The sequence below is a fragment of the Stenotrophomonas sp. 22LJNL06-5-1 genome, assembly GCF_056861455.1.
Genome location: NZ_JBSPUE010000006.1, coordinates 246,166 through 263,814 on the forward strand (window position 1 = coordinate 246,166; position 17,649 = coordinate 263,814).

Genomic DNA, 17,649 nt, shown 5'->3' on the forward strand with positions numbered 1-17,649 from the left:
ATCCTTCCACTTTACTGGATACCCGACTCATGCAATTTGTTTCGACCCGTGGCCGGTCCCCGGCTGTTGGCCTCAGTGCGGCGATCGCTGCAGGATTGGCGCCCGATGGTGGGCTGTATGTTCCGCAGGTCCTGCCGGCGCCACCTGAGCTGCAGGCCGGCGCAACGCTGGCCGATACCGCCGCCGATCTGCTGGCACCGTTCTTCGCAGGCGACGCTCTGGAGGCAGGGCTGCCATCGATCTGCCGCGAGGCGTTCGACTTTCCGGTGCCGCTGCGTCCACTGGGCGGCGGTGACCATGTGCTGGAGCTGTTCCATGGGCCGACGGCGGCGTTCAAGGATATCGGTGCGCGCTTCCTGGCCGGAACACTGTCGCGGCTGCAGGCCGGCAAGGACCGTGATCTGACGATTGTTGTCGCCACGTCTGGCGATACCGGCGCCGCCGTTGCTGCGGCGTTCCATCGCCAGCCCGGCGTGCGCGTGGTGGTGCTGTATCCGGATGGCCGCGTGTCACCGCGCCAGGCGCATCAGCTCGGCTGCTTCGGCGACAACATCCAGGCGCTGCGCGTGGCCGGTGCCTTCGACGACTGCCAGGCGATGGTGAAGCAGGCGCTGGCCGACCGAGCACTGCAGGCGCAGGTGCCGTTGAGTTCGGCCAACAGCATCAGCCTCGGCCGCCTGCTGCCGCAGATGAGTTATTACGCGCATGCGGCGTTGACCCATTACGCGACGCATCGTCGCCGACTCAACCTGGTGGTGCCGACTGGCAACCTCGGCAATGCGATGGCGGGCGTGCTTGCGCGCGCGCTGGGCGTGCCGATCGGGCAGATCGTGCTGGCCACCAATGCCAATGCGGTACTGCCGGCGTACTTCAATGGTGGCGACTACCAGCCGCAGGCCAGCGTGGCCACCGTGGCCAATGCAATGGACGTAGGGGCGCCAAGCAACTTTGAGCGCCTGCGCTGGCTTTACCAGGGAGATGACGCCGAGCTGCGCGCTGCGTTCCGCGCGTTCGCGGTGGATGACGTGACCATCCGCGCGACGATTGCGGCGGCACATGCCAGCAATGGTGAGCTGTTCTGCCCGCATACGGCGACAGCAGTGAAGGTGTTGCAGGACCTGCGTGCGCGCGGAGCCAAGGGCGACTGGGCGGTGGTGGCTACGGCGCATCCGGCCAAGTTCGAGGCGGTGGTCGAGCCGTTGATCGGTGGTCCGGTGGCGGTGCCGCCGGCGTTGGACGCGCTGCTGCAGCGACCGGCGCACGCCGAACCATTGGCGGCCGATTACGCGGCGTTGCGTGAGGTGTTGTTGCGTTGATCGGAGATGGATGCGGTTGCCGGCCAGCGGCCGGCACTACCGGGAGGATGCAACACGGGTAGTGCCGGCCGCTGGCCGGCAACCCCATGAACCGCGATGCGGTCAGATCAACCCTTCGCCGGCCAGCATGCGCAGCCCGTCCTCGTCGAGGATCTCCACCACGTTCAGGTGGGGCAGGGCGATCAGCCCCTGCTGGCGCAGTTTGGTGAAGGTACGGCTGACCGTTTCCATGGTCAGGCCCAGATGGTCGGCGATGTCGCCACGACCCATCGGCAGCGACACGCGCAGGCCGTCACCGCCCAGCTTGGCCTCGCGTGCGGCCAGGCGCAGCAGGAAATCTGCCAGCTTCTCCGCCGGCTGCAGGCGAGCCAGGGCCAGCGCGGCGTCCTGTGCGGCATCGAGCTCCTGGCAGGCGCGCTGCAGCAGCTTGCGCTCCAGGTGCGGGAAGCGGCTGCGCAGTGCCTTCATCTGCGGCAATGCGACGCGGCAGACGCGGCTGTCGGCGATGGCCTCGATGTCGTAGCGATGGTTGTCGCTGCCGCTCAGGCCCAGGTAGTCGCCAGGCAGCACGAAGCCGTTGATCTGGCGGCGCCCATCGGCCAGGGTGCGCACCAGGCGCAGCGCGCCGCCGGTCAATGTATAGACATGCTGGCGTTCCTCGCCGGTGCGGGCCAGGGTGCTGCCCATGGTCACCTGCTGCGAAACGGTGACCTGTTCCAGCGCCTGTACTTCATCGGGCGACAGCGCCGAGCACACCGCCAGGTGGCGAACCGAGCAGTGCAGGCAGTCCTGCGTGACGCAGGACGGCGAGGCGGAGTCATTGGTGGTGGGCGGAGCGCCGGAAGGCCGTGACATGTTGCGGGGGGCGTATCGCGGTCGGGGAGGGCCTTATGATACTTCAAGCGGCCGTTCGACCCTGCCCGAGGCGGGGGCGCTAGAATGTCGCCCCCTCCCACGTCCCGTTCCAGCAGGAGTTCCGCCCGTGATCAAGCCCCGTACCCCGCCCGGCACCCTTGAACTGCTGCCGCGCGAGCAGATTGCGTTCCAGCGCATGCTGGACGTCATCCGCCGCAACTACGAGCGCTTCGGGTTCCTGCCGGTGGAGACGCCGGTGTTTGAGCTGTCCGACGTGCTGTTGACCAAGTCCGGCGGTGAGACCGAGCGCCAGGTGTATTTCGTGCAGTCCACCGGTGCGCTGGCCAACGCCGCCGAATCGGGTGACCGTTCGCTGCCGGAAATGGCGCTGCGCTTCGACCTGACCGTGCCGCTTGCGCGCTACGTGGCCGAGCACGAACACGAACTGACCTTCCCGTTCCGCCGTTACCAGATGCAGCGCGTGTACCGCGGCGAGCGCGCCCAGCGCGGCCGCTTCCGCGAGTTCTACCAGTGCGACATCGACGTGATCGGCAAGGACAGCCTGAGCGTGCGATACGACGCCGAAGTGCTGGCAGTCATCCACGCCGTGTTCTCGGAACTGCGCATCGGTGACTTCAGCATCCAGCTGAACAACCGCAAGCTGATGCGCGGCTTCTTCGAAAGCCTGGGTGTGGCCGAGGGCGAGCGCCAGCTGGCCGTTCTGCGCGAAGTGGACAAGCTGGACAAGCGCGGCGCGGATTACGTGCGCGAGACGCTGGTGGGCGAGGGCTTCGAGATTCCGGCCGAGCAGGTCGAGAAGATCCTGGCATTCGTGGCCGTGCGTTCGCAGGGCCATGCCGATGCGCTGGCCCAGCTGGCCGCGCTTGAAGCCGACGCCGGTTCTTCGGAGATCCTGCGTACCGGCGTGGCCGAACTGCGCGAAGTGCTGCAGCTGGTGCAGGCACTGGGCGTGCCGGAAACCGCGTACTGCCTGAACTTCTCCATTGCGCGCGGCCTGGACTACTACACCGGCACCGTCTACGAGACCACGCTGACCGACCACCCGCAGATCGGCTCGATCTGCTCGGGCGGCCGCTACGAAGACCTGGCCAGCCACTACAGCAAGTCGAAGCTGCCGGGCGTGGGCATCTCCATCGGCCTGTCGCGCCTGTTCTGGCAGCTGCGCGAAGCCGGCCTGATCGATGGCATCGAAGGCAGCAGCGTGCAGGCGCTGGTGGCCCTGATGGACGAGCAGGGCATGCCGCAGTCGCTGGACATCGCGCGCCGCCTGCGCGCCGGTGGCATCAACACCGAAGTGCAGATGGAGCCGAAGAAGATCGGCAAGCAGTTCCAGTACGCGGCCAAGGCGGGCATCCGCTTCGTGGTACTGGCCGGTGAGGACGAACTGGCACGCGGCGTGGTGGCGGTGAAGGACCTGCTGCGCGAGCAGCAGTTCGAAGTCTCCCGTGACGAGCTGGCCAGCACTCTGCAGGTGGAGCTGGAGCAGTCCAAGGCGATGGCGTAATGCGGGCCGCCGCAGGGGCGCTGAGCGTGCTCCTGCTGGCGGGCTGCCAGAGTGACCCGGCGCTGCACAGCGCCCGGATCGGGAAGGCGCAGTACAGGTTGCAGGTCGATCGTTGCCATGTGATCGACCGCGCGCAGCTTGAGGGTGACCTGCGAGCCCTGGCGGCGCGGAAGTGCCCGGCGGGCGCAGGGGCGTTGCAGAACATCCAGTCCCTGCCGAGCCGGCAGGGCAGCCCGTTCGGCGAATGCCTGCGGCGCGGGGCGCTGCAGGCCGAGGTGCGCTGTATGCCCTGAGCCGGGTCAGGCTGTTGATTTGAAAGAAAAACGCCCACCTTTCGGTGGGCGTTTTTCGTTTCCGGACGAAGCGCAATCGAGCATGGCTCGACTCTACAAAAGCCGGTTCCGATCCGATCCATGCTGTTCTGACAGCTCGCGGCCAACTGTCGAAGGCGGGGTGGGTCCGGTTGAGGGGGCGTGAGCCGCATGGATGCGGCGACCGAGCTTACATGGACGTACTTGCAGCGCCCCCCTCAACCGGATCCATCCCGCCAACCTGCAGAAAACCAGCTTCTGCTGTTGCTCTGGCTGTTGCCTCTGCGGGTGCAGGGCAGCAGCCCTGCCGCCCCCTCAATCCTCGATTTGACGCACTGCGCAAGAATGCGCTAATGTACTAACGCGCTATTACATTGATGCATGGAAACGACCCCGTGAAAGCCCGCCCCGAGATTGCCGCCAAAGACCCGAAGGCCGACCTGGAAGCCCTGGCCCAGGCCTTTGCCGCCCTGCGCGAGCCGGAGCAGGTGGAGGCCTTCCTTCGCGACCTGTGCACCCCCGCCGAACTGGAAGCCATGGCCGACCGCTGGAAGGTGGTGCCGCTGCTGCAGCAGGGCGTGCCGTACCGCGAGATCCACGAGCGCACCGGGGTCAGCGTGACCACCACCGGGCGGGTGGCACGCACGCTCGAGCATGGCCATCGAGGCTATGCCGCCGCCATCGACCGCCTTGCTTCGCGCTGATCCGCGCCCCGTTCCGAACTTCGAGACCTCCCCCATGAGTGCAACCCAGGCAGCGCCGGCACGAGACCGGCTGCGTATCGCCATTCAGAAGAGTGGCCGGCTGGCCGAGCCCGCCCGCAACCTGCTCAGCGCCTGTGGCCTGAGCTGGCGCGAAAGCCGCGACAAACTGTTCTGCTACGGCGAGTCGCTGCCGGTAGACCTGTTGCTGGTGCGCGACGACGACATCCCCGGCCTGATCGCCGACGGCGTCTGCGACCTCGGCATCGTCGGCCGCAATGAGCTGGACGAGCAGGCTGCGGCGCGCCGCCAGATCGGCCTGCCGGATGCCTACCAGGCATTGCGTGGGCTGGGCTTCGGCCAGTGCCGGCTGATGCTGGCGGTGCCCGAGGAGTGGCAGTGGCAGGGACCGGCCCAGCTGGCCGGCACCCGCATCGCCACCAGCTACCCGGCCATCCTCAAGCAGTGGCTGGCCGAGCAGGGCGTGGACGCACAGGTGGTCGAGCTGTCCGGTTCGGTGGAAATCGCCCCGCGACTGGGTACCGCCGACCTGATCTGTGATCTGGTCTCCAGCGGCGCCACCTTGCGCGCCAACCAGTTGACCCCGGTGTACAACCTGCTCGACAGCGAGGCGGTACTCGCCGGTGCGGTGCGCGTGCCGGATGATGCGCGTGCATCGCTGCGCGCGATGCTGCTGCGCCGCCTGGACGGCGTGGTGCAGCGCCAGGACCGCAAGCTGCTGATGTTCCGTGCCAGCGAGGATCGCCTCGACGCGCTGGCGCAGCTGCTGGCCGACGCCGAGCCGCTGGTGCGGCTGCCGGCCGATGGCGGCGCGCTGCGCCTGCAGACCATGTGTCCGGGCCCACTGAGCTGGCAGCGCATGGAAGAACTCGAGCGCGCCGGCGCGCAGGGCCTGATGGTACTGAGTGTGGAGCGGTCACTGGCATGAACCGTCTGATCTGGTCCCGACTTGATGAGGCCGCGCGCAGTGCGGCACTGACCCGCCCCGTGCAGACCGTGGCGCAGCAGACCCGTGACGCGGTGGCGACGCTGATTGCACAGGTGCGCGGGCAGGGCGATGACGCGCTGCGTGCGATCACCGCACGCTTCGATGGTGTCGAGCTGTCGTCCTTTGAAGTGAGCGAAGCCGAGTTCGCTGCGGCCGAAGCCGCGGTGCCGGCCGAACTGCGCCAGGCGATGGTGGAAGCTGCCGAACGCATCGCGCGCTTCCACGCCGCCGGCATGGGCCAGGGGTATGCGGTGGAAACCGCCCCGGGCGTGGTCTGCGAACGCATGCTGCGTCCGATCGGCCGGGTGGGCCTGTATGTGCCGGCGGGCAGTGCACCGCTGCCGTCCACCGCGCTGATGCTGGGTGTTCCTGCGCAGCTGGCCGGCTGCCCGCAGGCGGTGCTGTGCACGCCGCCGCGCGCCGATGGCAGTGCCGATCCGGCGGTGCTGGTCGCCGCGCGCCTGACTGGCGTGCAGCGCGTGTTCAAGCTGGGCGGTGCCCAGGCCATCGCCGCGATGGCCTACGGCACGACCAGCATTCCGGCCTGCGACAAGCTGTTCGGGCCGGGCAACAGTTTTGTCACCGAAGCCAAGCAGCAGGTCGCACAGGATGGCGCGGCCGCCATCGACATGCCGGCCGGCCCCTCCGAAGTGCTGGTGATTGCCGATGCCGGCGCCAATCCGGCGTTCGTGGCCGCCGATCTGCTGTCGCAGGCCGAGCACGGCCCGGATTCTCAGGTGCTGCTGCTGACCGACGATGCCGCGATGCTGGCGGCGGTCGAGGCTGAAGTGGAGCGCCAGGTGGCCCTGCTGCCGCGCCAGCAGATCGCACGCCAGGCGCTGTCGGCCTCGCGCCTGATCCAGGTCGATTCGCTGGACGAAGGCTTCGCGATCAGCAACCGCTACGCGCCCGAGCACCTGATCCTGGCGCTGCGTGATCCGCGCGTGTGGCTGGACAAGGTGCAGGCGGCCGGCTCGGTGTTTCTGGGGGATTACACCCCCGAGGCACTGGGCGACTATTGCAGCGGCACCAACCACGTACTGCCCACCGCCGGTGCCGCGCGTGCCTACAGCGGTGTGAGCGTGGCCAGCTTCCAGAACCTGATTAGCGTGCAGAGCGCCAGCGCTGCAGGATTGGCGGCAATCGGGGGCTGCGCACGCATCATCGCCAGCGCCGAAGGCCTGGATGCGCACGAGCGTGCAGTGGCCCTGCGCATGGAGGCAGCGGCATGAGCGCGGCTATCGATGAGGTGCTCGCGCTGGTGCGCCCGGACCTGCAGGCCTTCGCTGGCTACAGTTCGGCGCGCAGCGCGGCGGTGCAGGGCGAGGTCTGGTTGAATGCCAATGAGTCGGCCTGGGCCAATCCCGCTGATGTCGAAGGCAGCAGCCGGCGCTATCCCGAACCGCAGCCGTTGGCATTGCGCGAGGGACTGGCGGCGCTGTACGGCGTGACGCCACCGCAGCTGCTGATCGGTCGCGGCAGCGACGAAGCCATTGATCTGCTGGTGCGCGCGCTGTGCGTGCCGGGCCGCGATGGCGTGCTGGTCACGCCGCCGGTGTTCGGCATGTATGCCGTCTGCGCACGCCTGCATGGGGCTGCATTGATTGAAGTGCCGCTGGTGGACAGCGAGGACGGCCTGCGCGCCGACCTGGATGCGGTGATCGACACCGCCAAGACGCGCAATGCCAAACTGGTGTTCCTGTGCGCACCGTCGAACCCGGCCGGCAGTGATATCGCCCTGGACGAGGTCGAACGGGTTGCAGTTGCGCTGCGCAGGCAGGCCCTGGTGGTGGTCGATGAGGCCTACGTGGAGTACGCCCAGCGCGCCTCGGCGACCACGTTGCTGGCCGCCCACGCCAACCTGGCGGTGCTGCGCACGCTGTCGAAGGCACACGCGCTGGCCGCCGCGCGCATTGGAACGCTGATCGCCGCCCCGGAACTGATTGCCGTGCTGCGCCGTTGCCAGGCGCCGTATCCGGTGCCGACTCCGTGTGCCGAGCTGGCCGTGCAGGCCCTGCAGCCGGCCGCGCTGGCACGCACCGCCGAGCGCGTGGCCACGGTCATCGCCGAGCGCGAGCGCCTGCGTGCTGCGCTGGCCAGCGTGCCTGGCGTGCACCGGGTGTATGCCTCGGCCGGCAACTACCTGCTGGTCCGCTTCACCGATGCCCAGGCCGCGTTCGATACGCTGCTGGCCGCGGGCGTGGTGGTGCGCGACCAGCGCGCCGCGCCGCAGCTGGGTGATGCGCTGCGCATCAGCATCGGCAGCCCCGAAGAGAATGACCGCGTGCTTGCGGCCCTGTCGGCGCGGAGGGCCGCAGCATGACCCCGATTCTGTTCATCGACCGCGACGGCACCCTCATCGAGGAGCCGTCCGATTTCCAGATCGACGCCTACGAGAAGCTGCGCTTCGTGCCGCAGGTGATCCCGGCGCTGCTGAAGCTGCGGGATGCCGGCTACCAGTTCGTGATCGTCACCAACCAGGATGGCCTCGGCAGCGACAGCTACCCGCGCGCCAGCTTCGATGGCCCCAACGACCTGATGCTGCAGATCTTCGAGAGCCAGGGCATCACCTTCCGTGACGTGCTGATCGACTGCAGCTGGCCGCAGGACAACGCGCCGACCCGCAAGCCGGGCATCGGCCTGATGACCGCCTACCTGCAGGACCGCAGCATCGACTGGGCGCGCTCGGGCATGGTCGGCGACCGCATCACCGACCTGCAGTTCGCCGACAACCTCAACATCCGTGGCTTCCAGCTGCGCACCGAACAGTTCGGTGGCGAGTGGGACTGGCCGGGCATCGCCCACGCGCTGGCCGACGCGCCGCGTACCGCCGTGGTCCAGCGCAATACGAAAGAGACGAAGATCCGCGTTGAACTGGATCTGGACCGTGCCGGTGATGCGCGCATCGCCACCGGCCTGCCGTTCTTCGACCACATGCTGGAGCAGATCGGCAAGCACGGCGGCTTCGCGCTGGACATCCAGGCCGAGGGTGACCTGCACATCGACGAGCACCACACCATCGAGGACACCGGGCTGGCCCTGGGCCAGGCCCTGCGTGAGGCGCTGGGCGACAAGCGCGGCATTGGCCGCTACGGCTTCACCCTGCCGATGGACGAGACCCTGGCCAGCGCTGCGCTGGACTTCAGCGGCCGCCCCTATTTCGTGTTCGAGGGCGAGTTCAAGCGCGAGCGGGTGGGTGACATGCCGACCGAGCTGGTGCCGCACTTCTTCCGTTCGCTGTGCGATGCCAGCGGCCTGAACCTCAACCTGCAGGTTCGCGGAGACAACGACCACCACAAGGTTGAGGCCTGCTTCAAGGCACTGGCGCGCGCACTGCGCCCGGCATTGGCCCGCCAGGGCACGGCACTGCCGAGTACCAAGGGGGCGTTGTGAGCGACGTCGCGCTGATCGATGCCGGTGGTGCCAACCTGGGCTCGGTGCGCTACGCGTTGGAGCGCCTGGGCGCGACGGTGCGGCTGGTGCGCGATGCGGACGGTCTGGTCGGTGCGCAGCGGGTGATCCTGCCCGGCGTCGGCGCCGCCGGTCCTGGCATGCAGCGCCTGCACGCGCAGGGCCTGGTGGAGCCGTTGCAACGACTGGAAGTGCCGTTGATGGGTATCTGCCTCGGCATGCAGCTGCTGTTCGAACGCTCCGAGGAAGCGGGTGTGGAGACACTGGGCCTGATTCCCGGCGTGGTGCGCAAGCTGGTGCCGGCCTGCGGCATCCGCGTGCCGCACATGGGCTGGAACCGGCTGCTGCCGCTGCGCGAATCGCTGCTGCTGCGCGGCGTGCCGGAGCGCGCCAGCGCCTACTTCGTGCACAGCTACGCCGCGCCGCTGAACGCCCACACCGTCGCTGCCTGTGACCATGGCGGCCTGTTCACCGCCGTGGTGGAGCAGGGGCGTTACTACGGTGCGCAGTTCCATCCCGAACGTTCCGGCGAAACCGGTTCGCTGATGCTGTGCAATTTCCTCGAGGGCACTGCTGCATGAGTTTCATCGTCTACCCCGCGCTGGATATCCGTGATGGCCGCGTGGTGCGGCTGCGCCAGGGCGACTACGCGCAGGAAACCTCCTATGGCGACGATCCATTGCCGCGCGCGCAGGCCTTCGCCGCGCAGGGTGCGCAATGGATGCATCTGGTCGATCTGGACGCTGCGCGCGCCGGCGGCTACACGCTGGCGCCGCTGTTGGCATCCATTCGTGCGCAGACCCCGCTGCAGGTGCAGACCGGTGGTGGCGTGCGCGGCCGCGACGACGTGGCGCGCATCCTCGATGCCGGCGCCGGCCGCGTGGTGGTGGGTTCGCTGGCAGTACGCCGCCCCGACGAAGTGGTCGGCTGGCTGGAAGAGTTCGGCGCCGAGCGCATCACCATCGCGCTGGATGCCCGCCAGGATGCCCAGGGCCAATGGCAGCTGCCGGTGCATGGCTGGACCGAGAACGCCGGCGTGACCCTGGATGACCTGGCCCAGCGTTATGCGCGTGCCGGCATGCGCCACCTGTTGTGTACCGACATCGCCCGCGACGGCATGCTGGCCGGGCCCAACATCAGCCTCTACCAGCACCTGTCGGCGCTGCTGCCGGGCGTGGCGGTGCAGGCCTCCGGTGGCATCCGTGACGTGGCCGATGTGGCCGAGGCGCGTGCTGCCGGCTGCGGCGGTGCCATCCTCGGCAAGGCGCTGCTGGAGCAGCGCATGGATCTGGCGGAGGCACTGGCATGTTGAGCCGTCGCATCATTCCGTGCCTGGACGTGCGCGATGGCCGCGTGGTCAAGGGTGTGCGCTTCCGCGACCACGTCGACATGGGCGACATCGCCGAGCTGGCCCAGCGCTATCGCGACCAGGGGGCGGACGAACTGGTGTTCTATGACATCGGCGCCAGTCCCGAGGCGCGTTCGGTCGATGTTGCCTGGATTGAGCGCATCGCGCGGCTGATCGACATTCCGTTCTGCGTGGCCGGTGGCATCGACAGCGTGGAAACCGCGCGTCGCGTGTTGTTTGCTGGCGCCGACAAAGTGTCGATCAATTCGCCCGCGCTGGGCCGTCCCGAACTGATCACTGAACTGGCCGACGAGTTCGGCGTGCAATGCGTGGTGGTCGGTGTCGACTCGGTACGCGAAGCGGATGGCCAGTGGCGGGTGCGCCGTTTCAGCGGAGACCCGGACAAGACCCAGGCTGTGCCTTTGCGCACCCTGGATTGGATCGTCGAGGCGCAACGACGGGGCGCTGGTGAGATCGTGCTGAACTGCATGGACAGCGATGGCGTACGCCGTGGCTACGATGTCGTGCAGCTGCAACAGGCACGGGCACTGTGCCAGGTGCCGCTGATCGCCTCGGGCGGTGCCGGTGCGATGGAGCACTTCGCCGAAGCCTTCGACCAGGCCGACGTCGACGGCGCGCTGGCGGCCAGCGTGTTCCACAGCGGCGCCATCGCCATTCCTGAACTGAAGCGCTACCTGCGCGGACAGCAGATCGAGGTGCGGGATGTCTATTGAAATCAGGCCGTCATTGGATGCATTGCAGGCGCTGGACTGGGGCAAGGGCGACGGCCTGCTGCCGGCGGTGGTGCAGGATGCCGATACCCTGCAGGTACTGATGCTCGGTTATGTCAGCGCGGAATCGCTGGCGGCCACGCTGGCCATCGGTCACATGACCTTCTTCAGCCGCAGCAAGCAGCGGTTGTGGACCAAGGGCGAGCAGTCCGGCAACGTGCTGGTGGTGCAGTCGATCAGCGTCGACTGCGATGCCGATACGCTGCTGGTGATGGCGCGCCCCGCCGGGCCGACCTGCCATACCGGAGCCGAGAGCTGTTTCGACCAAGCGCCGAAGGACTTCCTGGGCGGGCTGGGCCAGCTGGTGGCGATGCGTGAGGCGCAACGCCCGCCGGGCAGCTACACCACCAGCCTGTTCGATGGCGGCATCCGCCGCATCGCGCAGAAGGTGGGCGAGGAGGGCGTGGAGACCGCCCTGGCGGCGGTGGCGCAGGATGACGAGGCGCTGCTGGGCGAGGCCTCGGACCTGCTGTACCACCTGCTGGTGCTGCTGCGCGCGCGCGGGCTGTCGCTGGATGATGCGCGCGCGGTGCTGGAAAAGCGCCATCGTTGAGGAAGGTGTGCGGACCAACGGTCCGCACCCACCTTTGCAATGCAGCCGAGCATGGCTCGGCTCTACAATAGGCGGTCTTCTTCTTTCCCGGACCGCCCATGAAACTGCCTGCCGCCTGGCTGTGCTGCCTGTTGCTGACCTCGCCGGCCTGGGCCGCGGACACTGTGGTCACCGGCAAGGTCTATCTGGAGCGTGACGGCCGGCCGGGGCGCGGCGCGACCGATCCGGGCCTGGCCGGGGTGCAGGTCTCCAACGGCGAGGCCATCGTCAAGACCGCCGCCGACGGCAGCTACAGCCTGCCGGTGCGTGATGGCCAGACCGTGTTCGTGATCAAGCCCGATGCATATTCGTTCCCGAAGGCGGCGGACGGCCTGCCCTCGTTCTGGCGCCACTACCGCCCGAACGGCTCGCCGGCGCTGAAGTACGGCGGCATCGCCGCCACCAGCGACGTCACCCGCAACTGGGATTTCGCCCTGCAGTCGGATCGCCATGACAGCCGCCGTGGTTTCCAGATGCTGGTGTTCACCGATTCGCAGACCGCCAGCCTGAAGGACATCGGCTACTACCAGCAGTCGATCGTGGCGCCGCTGGTCGGTCAGACCAGGGCGCGCATGGGCACCACCCTGGGTGACATCGTCAACGATGACCTGACCCTGTATCCGGCGATCAACAAGGTCACCACCGAACTTGGCGTGCCGTGGTTCCATGTGCCGGGCAACCATGACCTCGATTTCGACGCGGCCAGCGATGACCATTCGCTGGACAGCTGGCGCAACATCTACGGCCCGGACACCTATGCGGTGGAAGAGGGCGGTGCCAGCTTCGTGTTCCTCGACGATGTGGTGTACGACCCCAAGGCCAAGCCGAAGTACGTCGGCGGCCTGCGCGAAGACCAGTTCGCCTTCCTCGCCAGCTACCTGAAGGGGCTGCACAAGGATCGCCTGCTGGTGCTGGGCATGCACATCCCGCTGTTCGACGCGGCGCCGGGTCGCGAGACCTTCCGCCACGCCGATCGCCAGCGCCTGTTCGACCTGCTGAAGGACTTCCGCAACGTGCTGGTGCTCAGCGGCCACAGCCACACCCAGCAGCATGTCTACCATGGCAAGGCCGAGGGCTGGAACGGCGAAAAGCCGCTGCACGAGTACAACGTGGGTGCCAACTGCGGTGCGTTCTGGTCGGGGGTGAAGGACGCCGCTGGCGTGCCGGACAGCACCATGAGCGATGGCACCCCGAAGGGCTATGCGTTGCTCGACGTGGCTGGCAATGGCAGCTACAAACTGCAGTACCGCGTGGCCGGCAAACCGGCCAGCGAGCAGATCGGCCTGCATGCGCCGAAGGTGCTGCGCCAGGGGGCCTACCCGGCGTGGGGCATCTATGCCAACGTCTACATGGGTGAGGATGCCAGCGTGGTCGAGTACCGCGTCGATGGCGGCGCCTGGCAGCCGATGAAGCAGGTCAGCCAGCCCGATCCGCGCCTGATGGTGGAAAACGTGGCCGATGATCTGGCCAACAACCTGCGCGGCTACGACCGCTCGCCGGAGGCCACCGCATCGCCGCACCTGTGGCGCGGCGCGTTGCCGACCGATCTGGCCGTGGGCAGCCACAAGGTCGAGGTTCGCTCCACCCAGCCCGACGGAGCGGTGTTCACCGCCAGCACCAGCTACAGCCTGCAGACTGCCCAGCCCTGACACGCCGCAAGGCCTCTCCAGCGAAAGGACCCCGCATGGATATCCGCTTCATGGCCGGCACCACGCCGGTGACCCTCAGCCGCCATTGGTTCACCGGCGCGATGCTGCTGCAGAGCGCCACCGAAAAGGTCTGGGTGCAGCACCCGCTGCATCCGGGCACCCACTTCTCGTTCTCGCTGGTACAGTCGTGGCTGCGCCATATCGCCGGCCACGAAGTGCTGGTCGAGCGCACCCGGCCGCTGCTGTTTGCCGGTTTCCGTCCGCAGCGGCTGCGCGTGCTGGTGGATGGTGTGCAGGTGGCCGAACAGGAAGGCATGTAGGCCAACCTGAACCATCGGTGTGCTAGGCAAAGCCGCCCCGATGCCTGAGAATCGGGGCGATTCAATCGATCCAAGCAGGCCAGCGTGACCATCGCAGCAGCGTCCCCGGTTTCCTCCGACTCCGCCCGCGGCGGTCTTCCGCGCCGTCTGGTGGTCGCCGATGTCGGCGGCACCTTTGCCCGCCTCGCGCTGGCTGAAACCCAACCCGGCCAGGCGCCGCTGCTGGGCAGCCATCGCACCTACGCCTGCGCCGAGCACTCCAGCCTGGCGGCGATCCTGGCCGATTTCACCGCAGGCCTTGGCCAGCCGGTGCAGACCGCGGTGGTAGCCATCGCCGGCCTGCTCGATGGCGATGTGCTGATCAATTCCAACCTGCCATGGACGGTCTCGCTGTCGGCCACCCGCGCGCAGTCCGGGTTGGGCGAACTGCAGCTGATCAATGATTTCGAGGCGGTGGCGCTGGCCATCCCTTATCTGCAGCCCGACACGCTGGTGCCGCTGAACGGCGATGCCGATCCGGCGCAGGCATTCCCGGCGCTGGTGCTGGGCGCTGGTACCGGCCTCGGCGCCGCACTGCGCTTTGCCGATGGCGAGCGCCCGGTGCTGGCCAGCGAGATCGGACATGCCGCACTCGGTGCTGGCAATGCGCTGGAACTGGAGGTGCTGGGCAAGCTGCTGCAGCGCTGGGCGCACGTGGACAACGAGCGCGTGCTGTCCGGCAGCGGCCTGATGAACCTGTATCCGTGCCTGTGCGAACTGCGCGGCGCCACCCCGGTGTGGACCAGCACCGAAGCACTGATCGGTGCCGCCCGCAGCGGTGAGGACGCGTTGGCGGTGGAAACGCTGCAGGTGTTCTGTGCCTGGCTGGGCAGCCTGGCCGGCGACGCAGCGATCGCCGTCGGTGCGCGCTCGGTGTACTTGGCGGGAGGTATTTCCGCGCATGTGCAGGGTTTCCTGGCCGATGGCCGCTTCCGTGAGCGCTTCCTCAACAAGGGCGTGCTGACCGAGGTGCTGCGCCAGGTGCCGGTGTGGCGGGTGGAGCATGGCCAGCTGGGCGTGCTCGGTGCAGCGGTCTGGCACGCCGCACGACAGCCCACGCACGACTGATCGGCGGGGCCGGCATCGGGCCGGCCGTGCATTGCAGACTGGGAGGGGAAGATGGTGGATCGCAGGCAGTTCCTGCAGGCCGGTGCACTGGCCGCAGGCATGGCGGCGTTGCCGGGCGTGCAGGCGCGCACGCAGGGTGGGGCCAAGGTGGTTTCGACCTGGGACTTCGGCGTGCCGGCCAACCAGGCCGCATGGAAGGTGCTGGCGCAGGGCGGCAGCGCGCTGGATGCGGTGGAAGCAGGCGCACGCTGGGCCGAGAGCGAGCTGTGCAACCCCACCGTCGGCCATTGTGGCAACCCGGATCGCGACGGCGTGCTGAGCCTGGACGCGAGCATCATGGATGGCGATGGCCGTTGCGGTGCGGTGGCTGCGCTGGTCGACATCCTGCATCCGGTGTCGGTGGCCCGCAAAGTGATGGAGAACAGCCCGCATGTGCTGCTGGTGGGCGAGGGCGCGCAGCAGTTCGCGGTGCAGCAGGGCTTCGAGCGCAAGCACCTGCTGACGCCGCAGGCCGAAGCGGCCTGGCGCGAGTGGCTGAAGACCGAGAAGTACCAGCCGCAGATCAATGCCGAGCGCCGTGGCATTCCCGGCAACAGCGACAACCACGACACCATCGGCATGCTGGCGCTGGATGCCAAGGGCCACCTTGCAGGTGCCTGCACCACCAGCGGCATGGCCTGGAAGCTGCACGGCCGGGTCGGCGACAGCCCGATCATCGGTGCAGGCCTGTATGTCGACAACGAAGTGGGGGCGGCCACCGCCTCGGGCGTGGGTGAGGAGATGATCCGCAACGCCGCCTCGTTCCTGGTGGTCGAGCTGATGCGCCAGGGGCGCTCGCCGGCACAGGCCTGCCGCGAAGCCATCGACCGCGTGGTGCGCAAGCGCCCGGAAGCGAGCAAGACACTGCAGGTCTGCTTCCTGGCCATGAACAAGCAGGGTGAGGTGGGCGCATACGCGCTGCATCGCGGCTTCGTCTACGCCGTGTGCGATGGGCAGCGCCAGGATGACCTGCGCGATTCGCCGTCGATCTACACGAGCACCCAGACGTGAGCACGCGGCTCACTCTGGAAATCGCCAGCAACTCGCTGGCCTCGGCGCTGGCCGCTCAGGCCGGTGGCGCCGACCGCATCGAGCTGTTCGACAACCTGGCCGAGGGCGGCACCACGCCGTCGTTCGCCAGCATCGCGATTGCCCGCGAGCGCCTGTCAATTCCACTGTTCGTGCTGGTGCGGCCACGCCCGGGCGACTTCCACTACGACGCGCTGGAAACCGAACTGATGCTGCGTGACATCGCGCAGTGCCGCGCGCTCGGCTGCGATGGCGTGGTGATCGGTGCGCTGGATGTGCAGGGCGGCATCGACGTGGCGCTGTGCCGCGAACTGGTGCAGGCCGCCGGGCCGTTGCAGGTGACCTTCCACCGCGCCTTCGACGCCGCCCGTGATCTGCCGGCGGCACTGGAGCAGGTGATCGGGCTGGGCTGCCAGCGCGTGCTGACCTCGGGCGGTCAGGTCAGCGCCGAAGCCGGTGCCGAAGTGCTGGCGGGACTGGTCACCCAGGGCGCCGGGCGTATTGCGGTAATGGCCGGAGCCGGGCTGGGCCCGTCCAACATCGCGGTGGTTGCGCGGCGGAGCGGCTGCACCGAATTGCACGCGTCCGCCAAGGGCCTGCGCCGCTCGGCGATGCAGTTCCAGAACCCGGCGCTGCGCGGTTTGGACCCGGACTGGAGCCAGACCGCCACCGCCACCGTGGCCGCACTACGGCAGGCGCTGGACGGCTGATCGCAAGCCCGGGGTCGGATCCCTTCGCAGAAGGGCTCTGACCCCACCCGGATGCTCACGCGTTGCCGAAAAATGACGTTTCTGACGTGCGCGGATGGCCAGTCAGTCTGCCAAACATCGGAACGCAGGGGCCTCTGTGTTTCCGGGTAGACGATCAAACCAGGATTATTGACAGTGGGGTCCAACTCCCCGTGGCAATGATCCTCCTTCCGCATGCCTCGATTGCTCCTGCTACTTCTCTGTTTGCTGCCCACCGCCGCAATAGCTGCAGAGAAGGGACAGCCCCCGATGTTTATCTGGAAGGCGGCCGGACCCGAGGGCGGCGGCATCGACGATTTGCTGGGCGGCGTGACGCTGGCACCCGCTGCTACAGGTGTATTCGTCGACACACGGGTACATCGGATCGGGGAGAAGCGCTTTCGCGCGCTCTATCAGGTGTTCGATTCAAGCGCTTCCAAGCCGATGGGGCGCTGTGGCGCGGGGCGCGAGATCCATCTGTTCGTCTACGAATTGACCCTGCCGAAGCCCATTGAGCGCGGCAGGGTATTGATAAGCAGCTGCCTTGAGACCCTGTCTCTGGCGAGCCAGAACTCAGGGCGCCCCCACAGTGAATCCGACTTTTCCTCGGTCATCTGGCAGGGCGACGGGATCAACATCGAGTGGTGGGGTATCGGACCCGGAGGCGATGCGTCGAGCCGCTACGCCCTCCGAAATGGCCACTTCGTCCCGACTCGATCGGCTGAGGGGAATCGCTGAGGGCGGACAAAACCGTTCCGCGCGCGATTGTCGCGATCGTGTCACTACTTCGTGCGCAGTTCTCTCAGCGATGTTTCGCAACTCTTTGATTGTTCTTGATACCTGCGGCCGATAGCGGCATTGCGTAGGGTGTTGCTGCGCCGCCGCATGCCGGGCGTGGTTCAGCTGTGCTTTAGTTTG

General features: G+C 67.8%; 19 protein-coding genes. 18 read left to right on the top strand and 1 reads right to left on the bottom strand.

Features of this window, described 5'->3' with window-relative positions:
• The first annotated feature begins 29 nt into the window (after nucleotides 1-29).
• Nucleotides 30-1,316 carry a threonine synthase gene (gene thrC, locus AC13GF_RS14690; protein WP_483005097.1) on the top strand — a complete coding sequence of 429 codons (1,287 nt, stop codon included), beginning with the start codon at nucleotides 30-32 and terminating at the stop codon, nucleotides 1,314-1,316.
• Nucleotides 1,317-1,418: 102 nt separating this feature from the next.
• On the opposite strand, the gene AC13GF_RS14695 is transcribed toward thrC, so the two are convergent.
• A complete protein-coding gene (locus tag AC13GF_RS14695; RefSeq protein WP_126928089.1) occupies nucleotides 1,419-2,171 on the bottom strand; it encodes a Crp/Fnr family transcriptional regulator in 753 nt (250 codons plus the stop codon).
• A gap of 127 nt (nucleotides 2,172-2,298) precedes the next feature.
• Here AC13GF_RS14695 and hisS point away from each other — a divergent pair, with 127 nt between their 5' ends.
• The 17 genes from hisS to AC13GF_RS14780 all read left to right on the top strand — a co-directional run bounded on the left by hisS (nucleotide 2,299) and on the right by AC13GF_RS14780 (nucleotide 17,469).
• The gene (gene hisS / locus AC13GF_RS14700; RefSeq protein ID WP_483005098.1) at nucleotides 2,299-3,696 is read left to right on the top strand and encodes a histidine--tRNA ligase; all 1,398 of its coding nucleotides are present in this window, start codon (nucleotides 2,299-2,301) and stop codon (nucleotides 3,694-3,696) included.
• Nucleotides 3,696-3,989, top strand: a complete 294-nt coding sequence (locus AC13GF_RS14705) for a hypothetical protein (protein WP_483005099.1) — start codon at nucleotides 3,696-3,698, stop codon at nucleotides 3,987-3,989. Before hisS ends, AC13GF_RS14705 begins: the two co-directional genes overlap by 1 nt.
• Before the next feature lie 413 nt (nucleotides 3,990-4,402).
• Complete coding sequence (locus tag AC13GF_RS14710; protein WP_088025802.1) at nucleotides 4,403-4,711, top strand: YerC/YecD family TrpR-related protein; 309 nt, start codon at nucleotides 4,403-4,405, stop codon at nucleotides 4,709-4,711.
• A 34-nt stretch (nucleotides 4,712-4,745) separates the two neighbouring features.
• Nucleotides 4,746-5,657, top strand: coding sequence for an ATP phosphoribosyltransferase (hisG, locus tag AC13GF_RS14715; protein ID WP_483005100.1), 912 nt, complete (start codon nucleotides 4,746-4,748; stop codon nucleotides 5,655-5,657).
• Nucleotides 5,654-6,949, top strand: a complete 1,296-nt coding sequence (gene hisD / locus AC13GF_RS14720) for a histidinol dehydrogenase (RefSeq protein WP_483005101.1) — start codon at nucleotides 5,654-5,656, stop codon at nucleotides 6,947-6,949. Before hisG ends, hisD begins: the two co-directional genes overlap by 4 nt.
• Complete coding sequence (hisC, locus tag AC13GF_RS14725) at nucleotides 6,946-8,040, top strand: histidinol-phosphate transaminase (protein ID WP_483005102.1); 1,095 nt, start codon at nucleotides 6,946-6,948, stop codon at nucleotides 8,038-8,040. Before hisD ends, hisC begins: the two co-directional genes overlap by 4 nt.
• Nucleotides 8,037-9,110 (top strand): bifunctional histidinol-phosphatase/imidazoleglycerol-phosphate dehydratase HisB, encoded by a 1,074-nt coding sequence (gene hisB / locus AC13GF_RS14730; RefSeq protein WP_014037008.1) that lies wholly within the window; start codon nucleotides 8,037-8,039, stop codon nucleotides 9,108-9,110. Before hisC ends, hisB begins: the two co-directional genes overlap by 4 nt.
• Entirely contained in the window at nucleotides 9,107-9,709 is a 603-nt protein-coding gene (gene hisH, locus AC13GF_RS14735) for an imidazole glycerol phosphate synthase subunit HisH (RefSeq protein WP_483005103.1), read from the top strand. The genes hisB and hisH overlap by 4 nt, the downstream gene beginning before the upstream one ends.
• Nucleotides 9,706-10,440 (top strand): 1-(5-phosphoribosyl)-5-[(5-phosphoribosylamino)methylideneamino]imidazole-4-carboxamide isomerase, encoded by a 735-nt coding sequence (gene hisA / locus AC13GF_RS14740; protein WP_110712131.1) that lies wholly within the window; start codon nucleotides 9,706-9,708, stop codon nucleotides 10,438-10,440. The genes hisH and hisA overlap by 4 nt, the downstream gene beginning before the upstream one ends.
• The gene (gene hisF, locus AC13GF_RS14745; protein ID WP_005409431.1) at nucleotides 10,434-11,210 is read left to right on the top strand and encodes an imidazole glycerol phosphate synthase subunit HisF; all 777 of its coding nucleotides are present in this window, start codon (nucleotides 10,434-10,436) and stop codon (nucleotides 11,208-11,210) included. The genes hisA and hisF overlap by 7 nt, the downstream gene beginning before the upstream one ends.
• The gene (gene hisIE / locus AC13GF_RS14750) at nucleotides 11,200-11,820 is read left to right on the top strand and encodes a bifunctional phosphoribosyl-AMP cyclohydrolase/phosphoribosyl-ATP diphosphatase HisIE (RefSeq protein WP_483005104.1); all 621 of its coding nucleotides are present in this window, start codon (nucleotides 11,200-11,202) and stop codon (nucleotides 11,818-11,820) included. The genes hisF and hisIE overlap by 11 nt, the downstream gene beginning before the upstream one ends.
• A gap of 98 nt (nucleotides 11,821-11,918) precedes the next feature.
• Entirely contained in the window at nucleotides 11,919-13,508 is a 1,590-nt protein-coding gene (locus AC13GF_RS14755) for a calcineurin-like phosphoesterase C-terminal domain-containing protein (RefSeq protein WP_483005105.1), read from the top strand.
• Between the two features lie 35 nt (nucleotides 13,509-13,543).
• On the top strand, nucleotides 13,544-13,828 hold the full coding sequence (locus tag AC13GF_RS14760; RefSeq protein WP_005409434.1) for a hypothetical protein: 285 nt from the start codon (nucleotides 13,544-13,546) through the stop codon (nucleotides 13,826-13,828).
• An 84-nt stretch (nucleotides 13,829-13,912) separates the two neighbouring features.
• Nucleotides 13,913-14,935 carry a glucokinase gene (locus tag AC13GF_RS14765; protein ID WP_483005106.1) on the top strand — a complete coding sequence of 341 codons (1,023 nt, stop codon included), beginning with the start codon at nucleotides 13,913-13,915 and terminating at the stop codon, nucleotides 14,933-14,935.
• Between the two features lie 51 nt (nucleotides 14,936-14,986).
• Entirely contained in the window at nucleotides 14,987-15,985 is a 999-nt protein-coding gene (locus AC13GF_RS14770; RefSeq protein WP_478451487.1) for a glycosylasparaginase, read from the top strand.
• Entirely contained in the window at nucleotides 15,982-16,713 is a 732-nt protein-coding gene (locus tag AC13GF_RS14775; RefSeq protein ID WP_483005107.1) for a copper homeostasis protein CutC, read from the top strand. The genes AC13GF_RS14770 and AC13GF_RS14775 overlap by 4 nt, the downstream gene beginning before the upstream one ends.
• A 288-nt stretch (nucleotides 16,714-17,001) precedes the next feature.
• A complete protein-coding gene (locus AC13GF_RS14780) occupies nucleotides 17,002-17,469 on the top strand; it encodes a hypothetical protein (RefSeq protein WP_483005108.1) in 468 nt (155 codons plus the stop codon).
• The last annotated feature ends 180 nt before the right edge of the window (nucleotides 17,470-17,649 follow it).

What these genes read in the sequence shown, in the direction of transcription:
- thrC (WP_483005097.1), top strand. Translation starts at nt 30, where the DNA reads ATGCAATTTGTTTCGACCCGTGGCCGGTCCCCGGCTGTTGGCCTCAGT.
- AC13GF_RS14695 (WP_126928089.1), bottom strand. Translation starts at nt 2,171, where the DNA reads ATGTCACGGCCTTCCGGCGCTCCGCCCACCACCAATGACTCCGCCTCG.
- AC13GF_RS14705 (WP_483005099.1), top strand. Translation starts at nt 3,696, where the DNA reads ATGCGGGCCGCCGCAGGGGCGCTGAGCGTGCTCCTGCTGGCGGGCTGC.
- hisG (WP_483005100.1), top strand. Translation starts at nt 4,746, where the DNA reads ATGAGTGCAACCCAGGCAGCGCCGGCACGAGACCGGCTGCGTATCGCC.
- hisD (WP_483005101.1), top strand. Translation starts at nt 5,654, where the DNA reads ATGAACCGTCTGATCTGGTCCCGACTTGATGAGGCCGCGCGCAGTGCG.
- hisC (WP_483005102.1), top strand. Translation starts at nt 6,946, where the DNA reads ATGAGCGCGGCTATCGATGAGGTGCTCGCGCTGGTGCGCCCGGACCTG.
- hisB (WP_014037008.1), top strand. Translation starts at nt 8,037, where the DNA reads ATGACCCCGATTCTGTTCATCGACCGCGACGGCACCCTCATCGAGGAG.
- hisA (WP_110712131.1), top strand. Translation starts at nt 9,706, where the DNA reads ATGAGTTTCATCGTCTACCCCGCGCTGGATATCCGTGATGGCCGCGTG.
- hisF (WP_005409431.1), top strand. Translation starts at nt 10,434, where the DNA reads ATGTTGAGCCGTCGCATCATTCCGTGCCTGGACGTGCGCGATGGCCGC.
- hisIE (WP_483005104.1), top strand. Translation starts at nt 11,200, where the DNA reads ATGTCTATTGAAATCAGGCCGTCATTGGATGCATTGCAGGCGCTGGAC.
- AC13GF_RS14755 (WP_483005105.1), top strand. Translation starts at nt 11,919, where the DNA reads ATGAAACTGCCTGCCGCCTGGCTGTGCTGCCTGTTGCTGACCTCGCCG.
- AC13GF_RS14760 (WP_005409434.1), top strand. Translation starts at nt 13,544, where the DNA reads ATGGATATCCGCTTCATGGCCGGCACCACGCCGGTGACCCTCAGCCGC.
- AC13GF_RS14770 (WP_478451487.1), top strand. Translation starts at nt 14,987, where the DNA reads ATGGTGGATCGCAGGCAGTTCCTGCAGGCCGGTGCACTGGCCGCAGGC.
- AC13GF_RS14780 (WP_483005108.1), top strand. Translation starts at nt 17,002, where the DNA reads ATGTTTATCTGGAAGGCGGCCGGACCCGAGGGCGGCGGCATCGACGAT.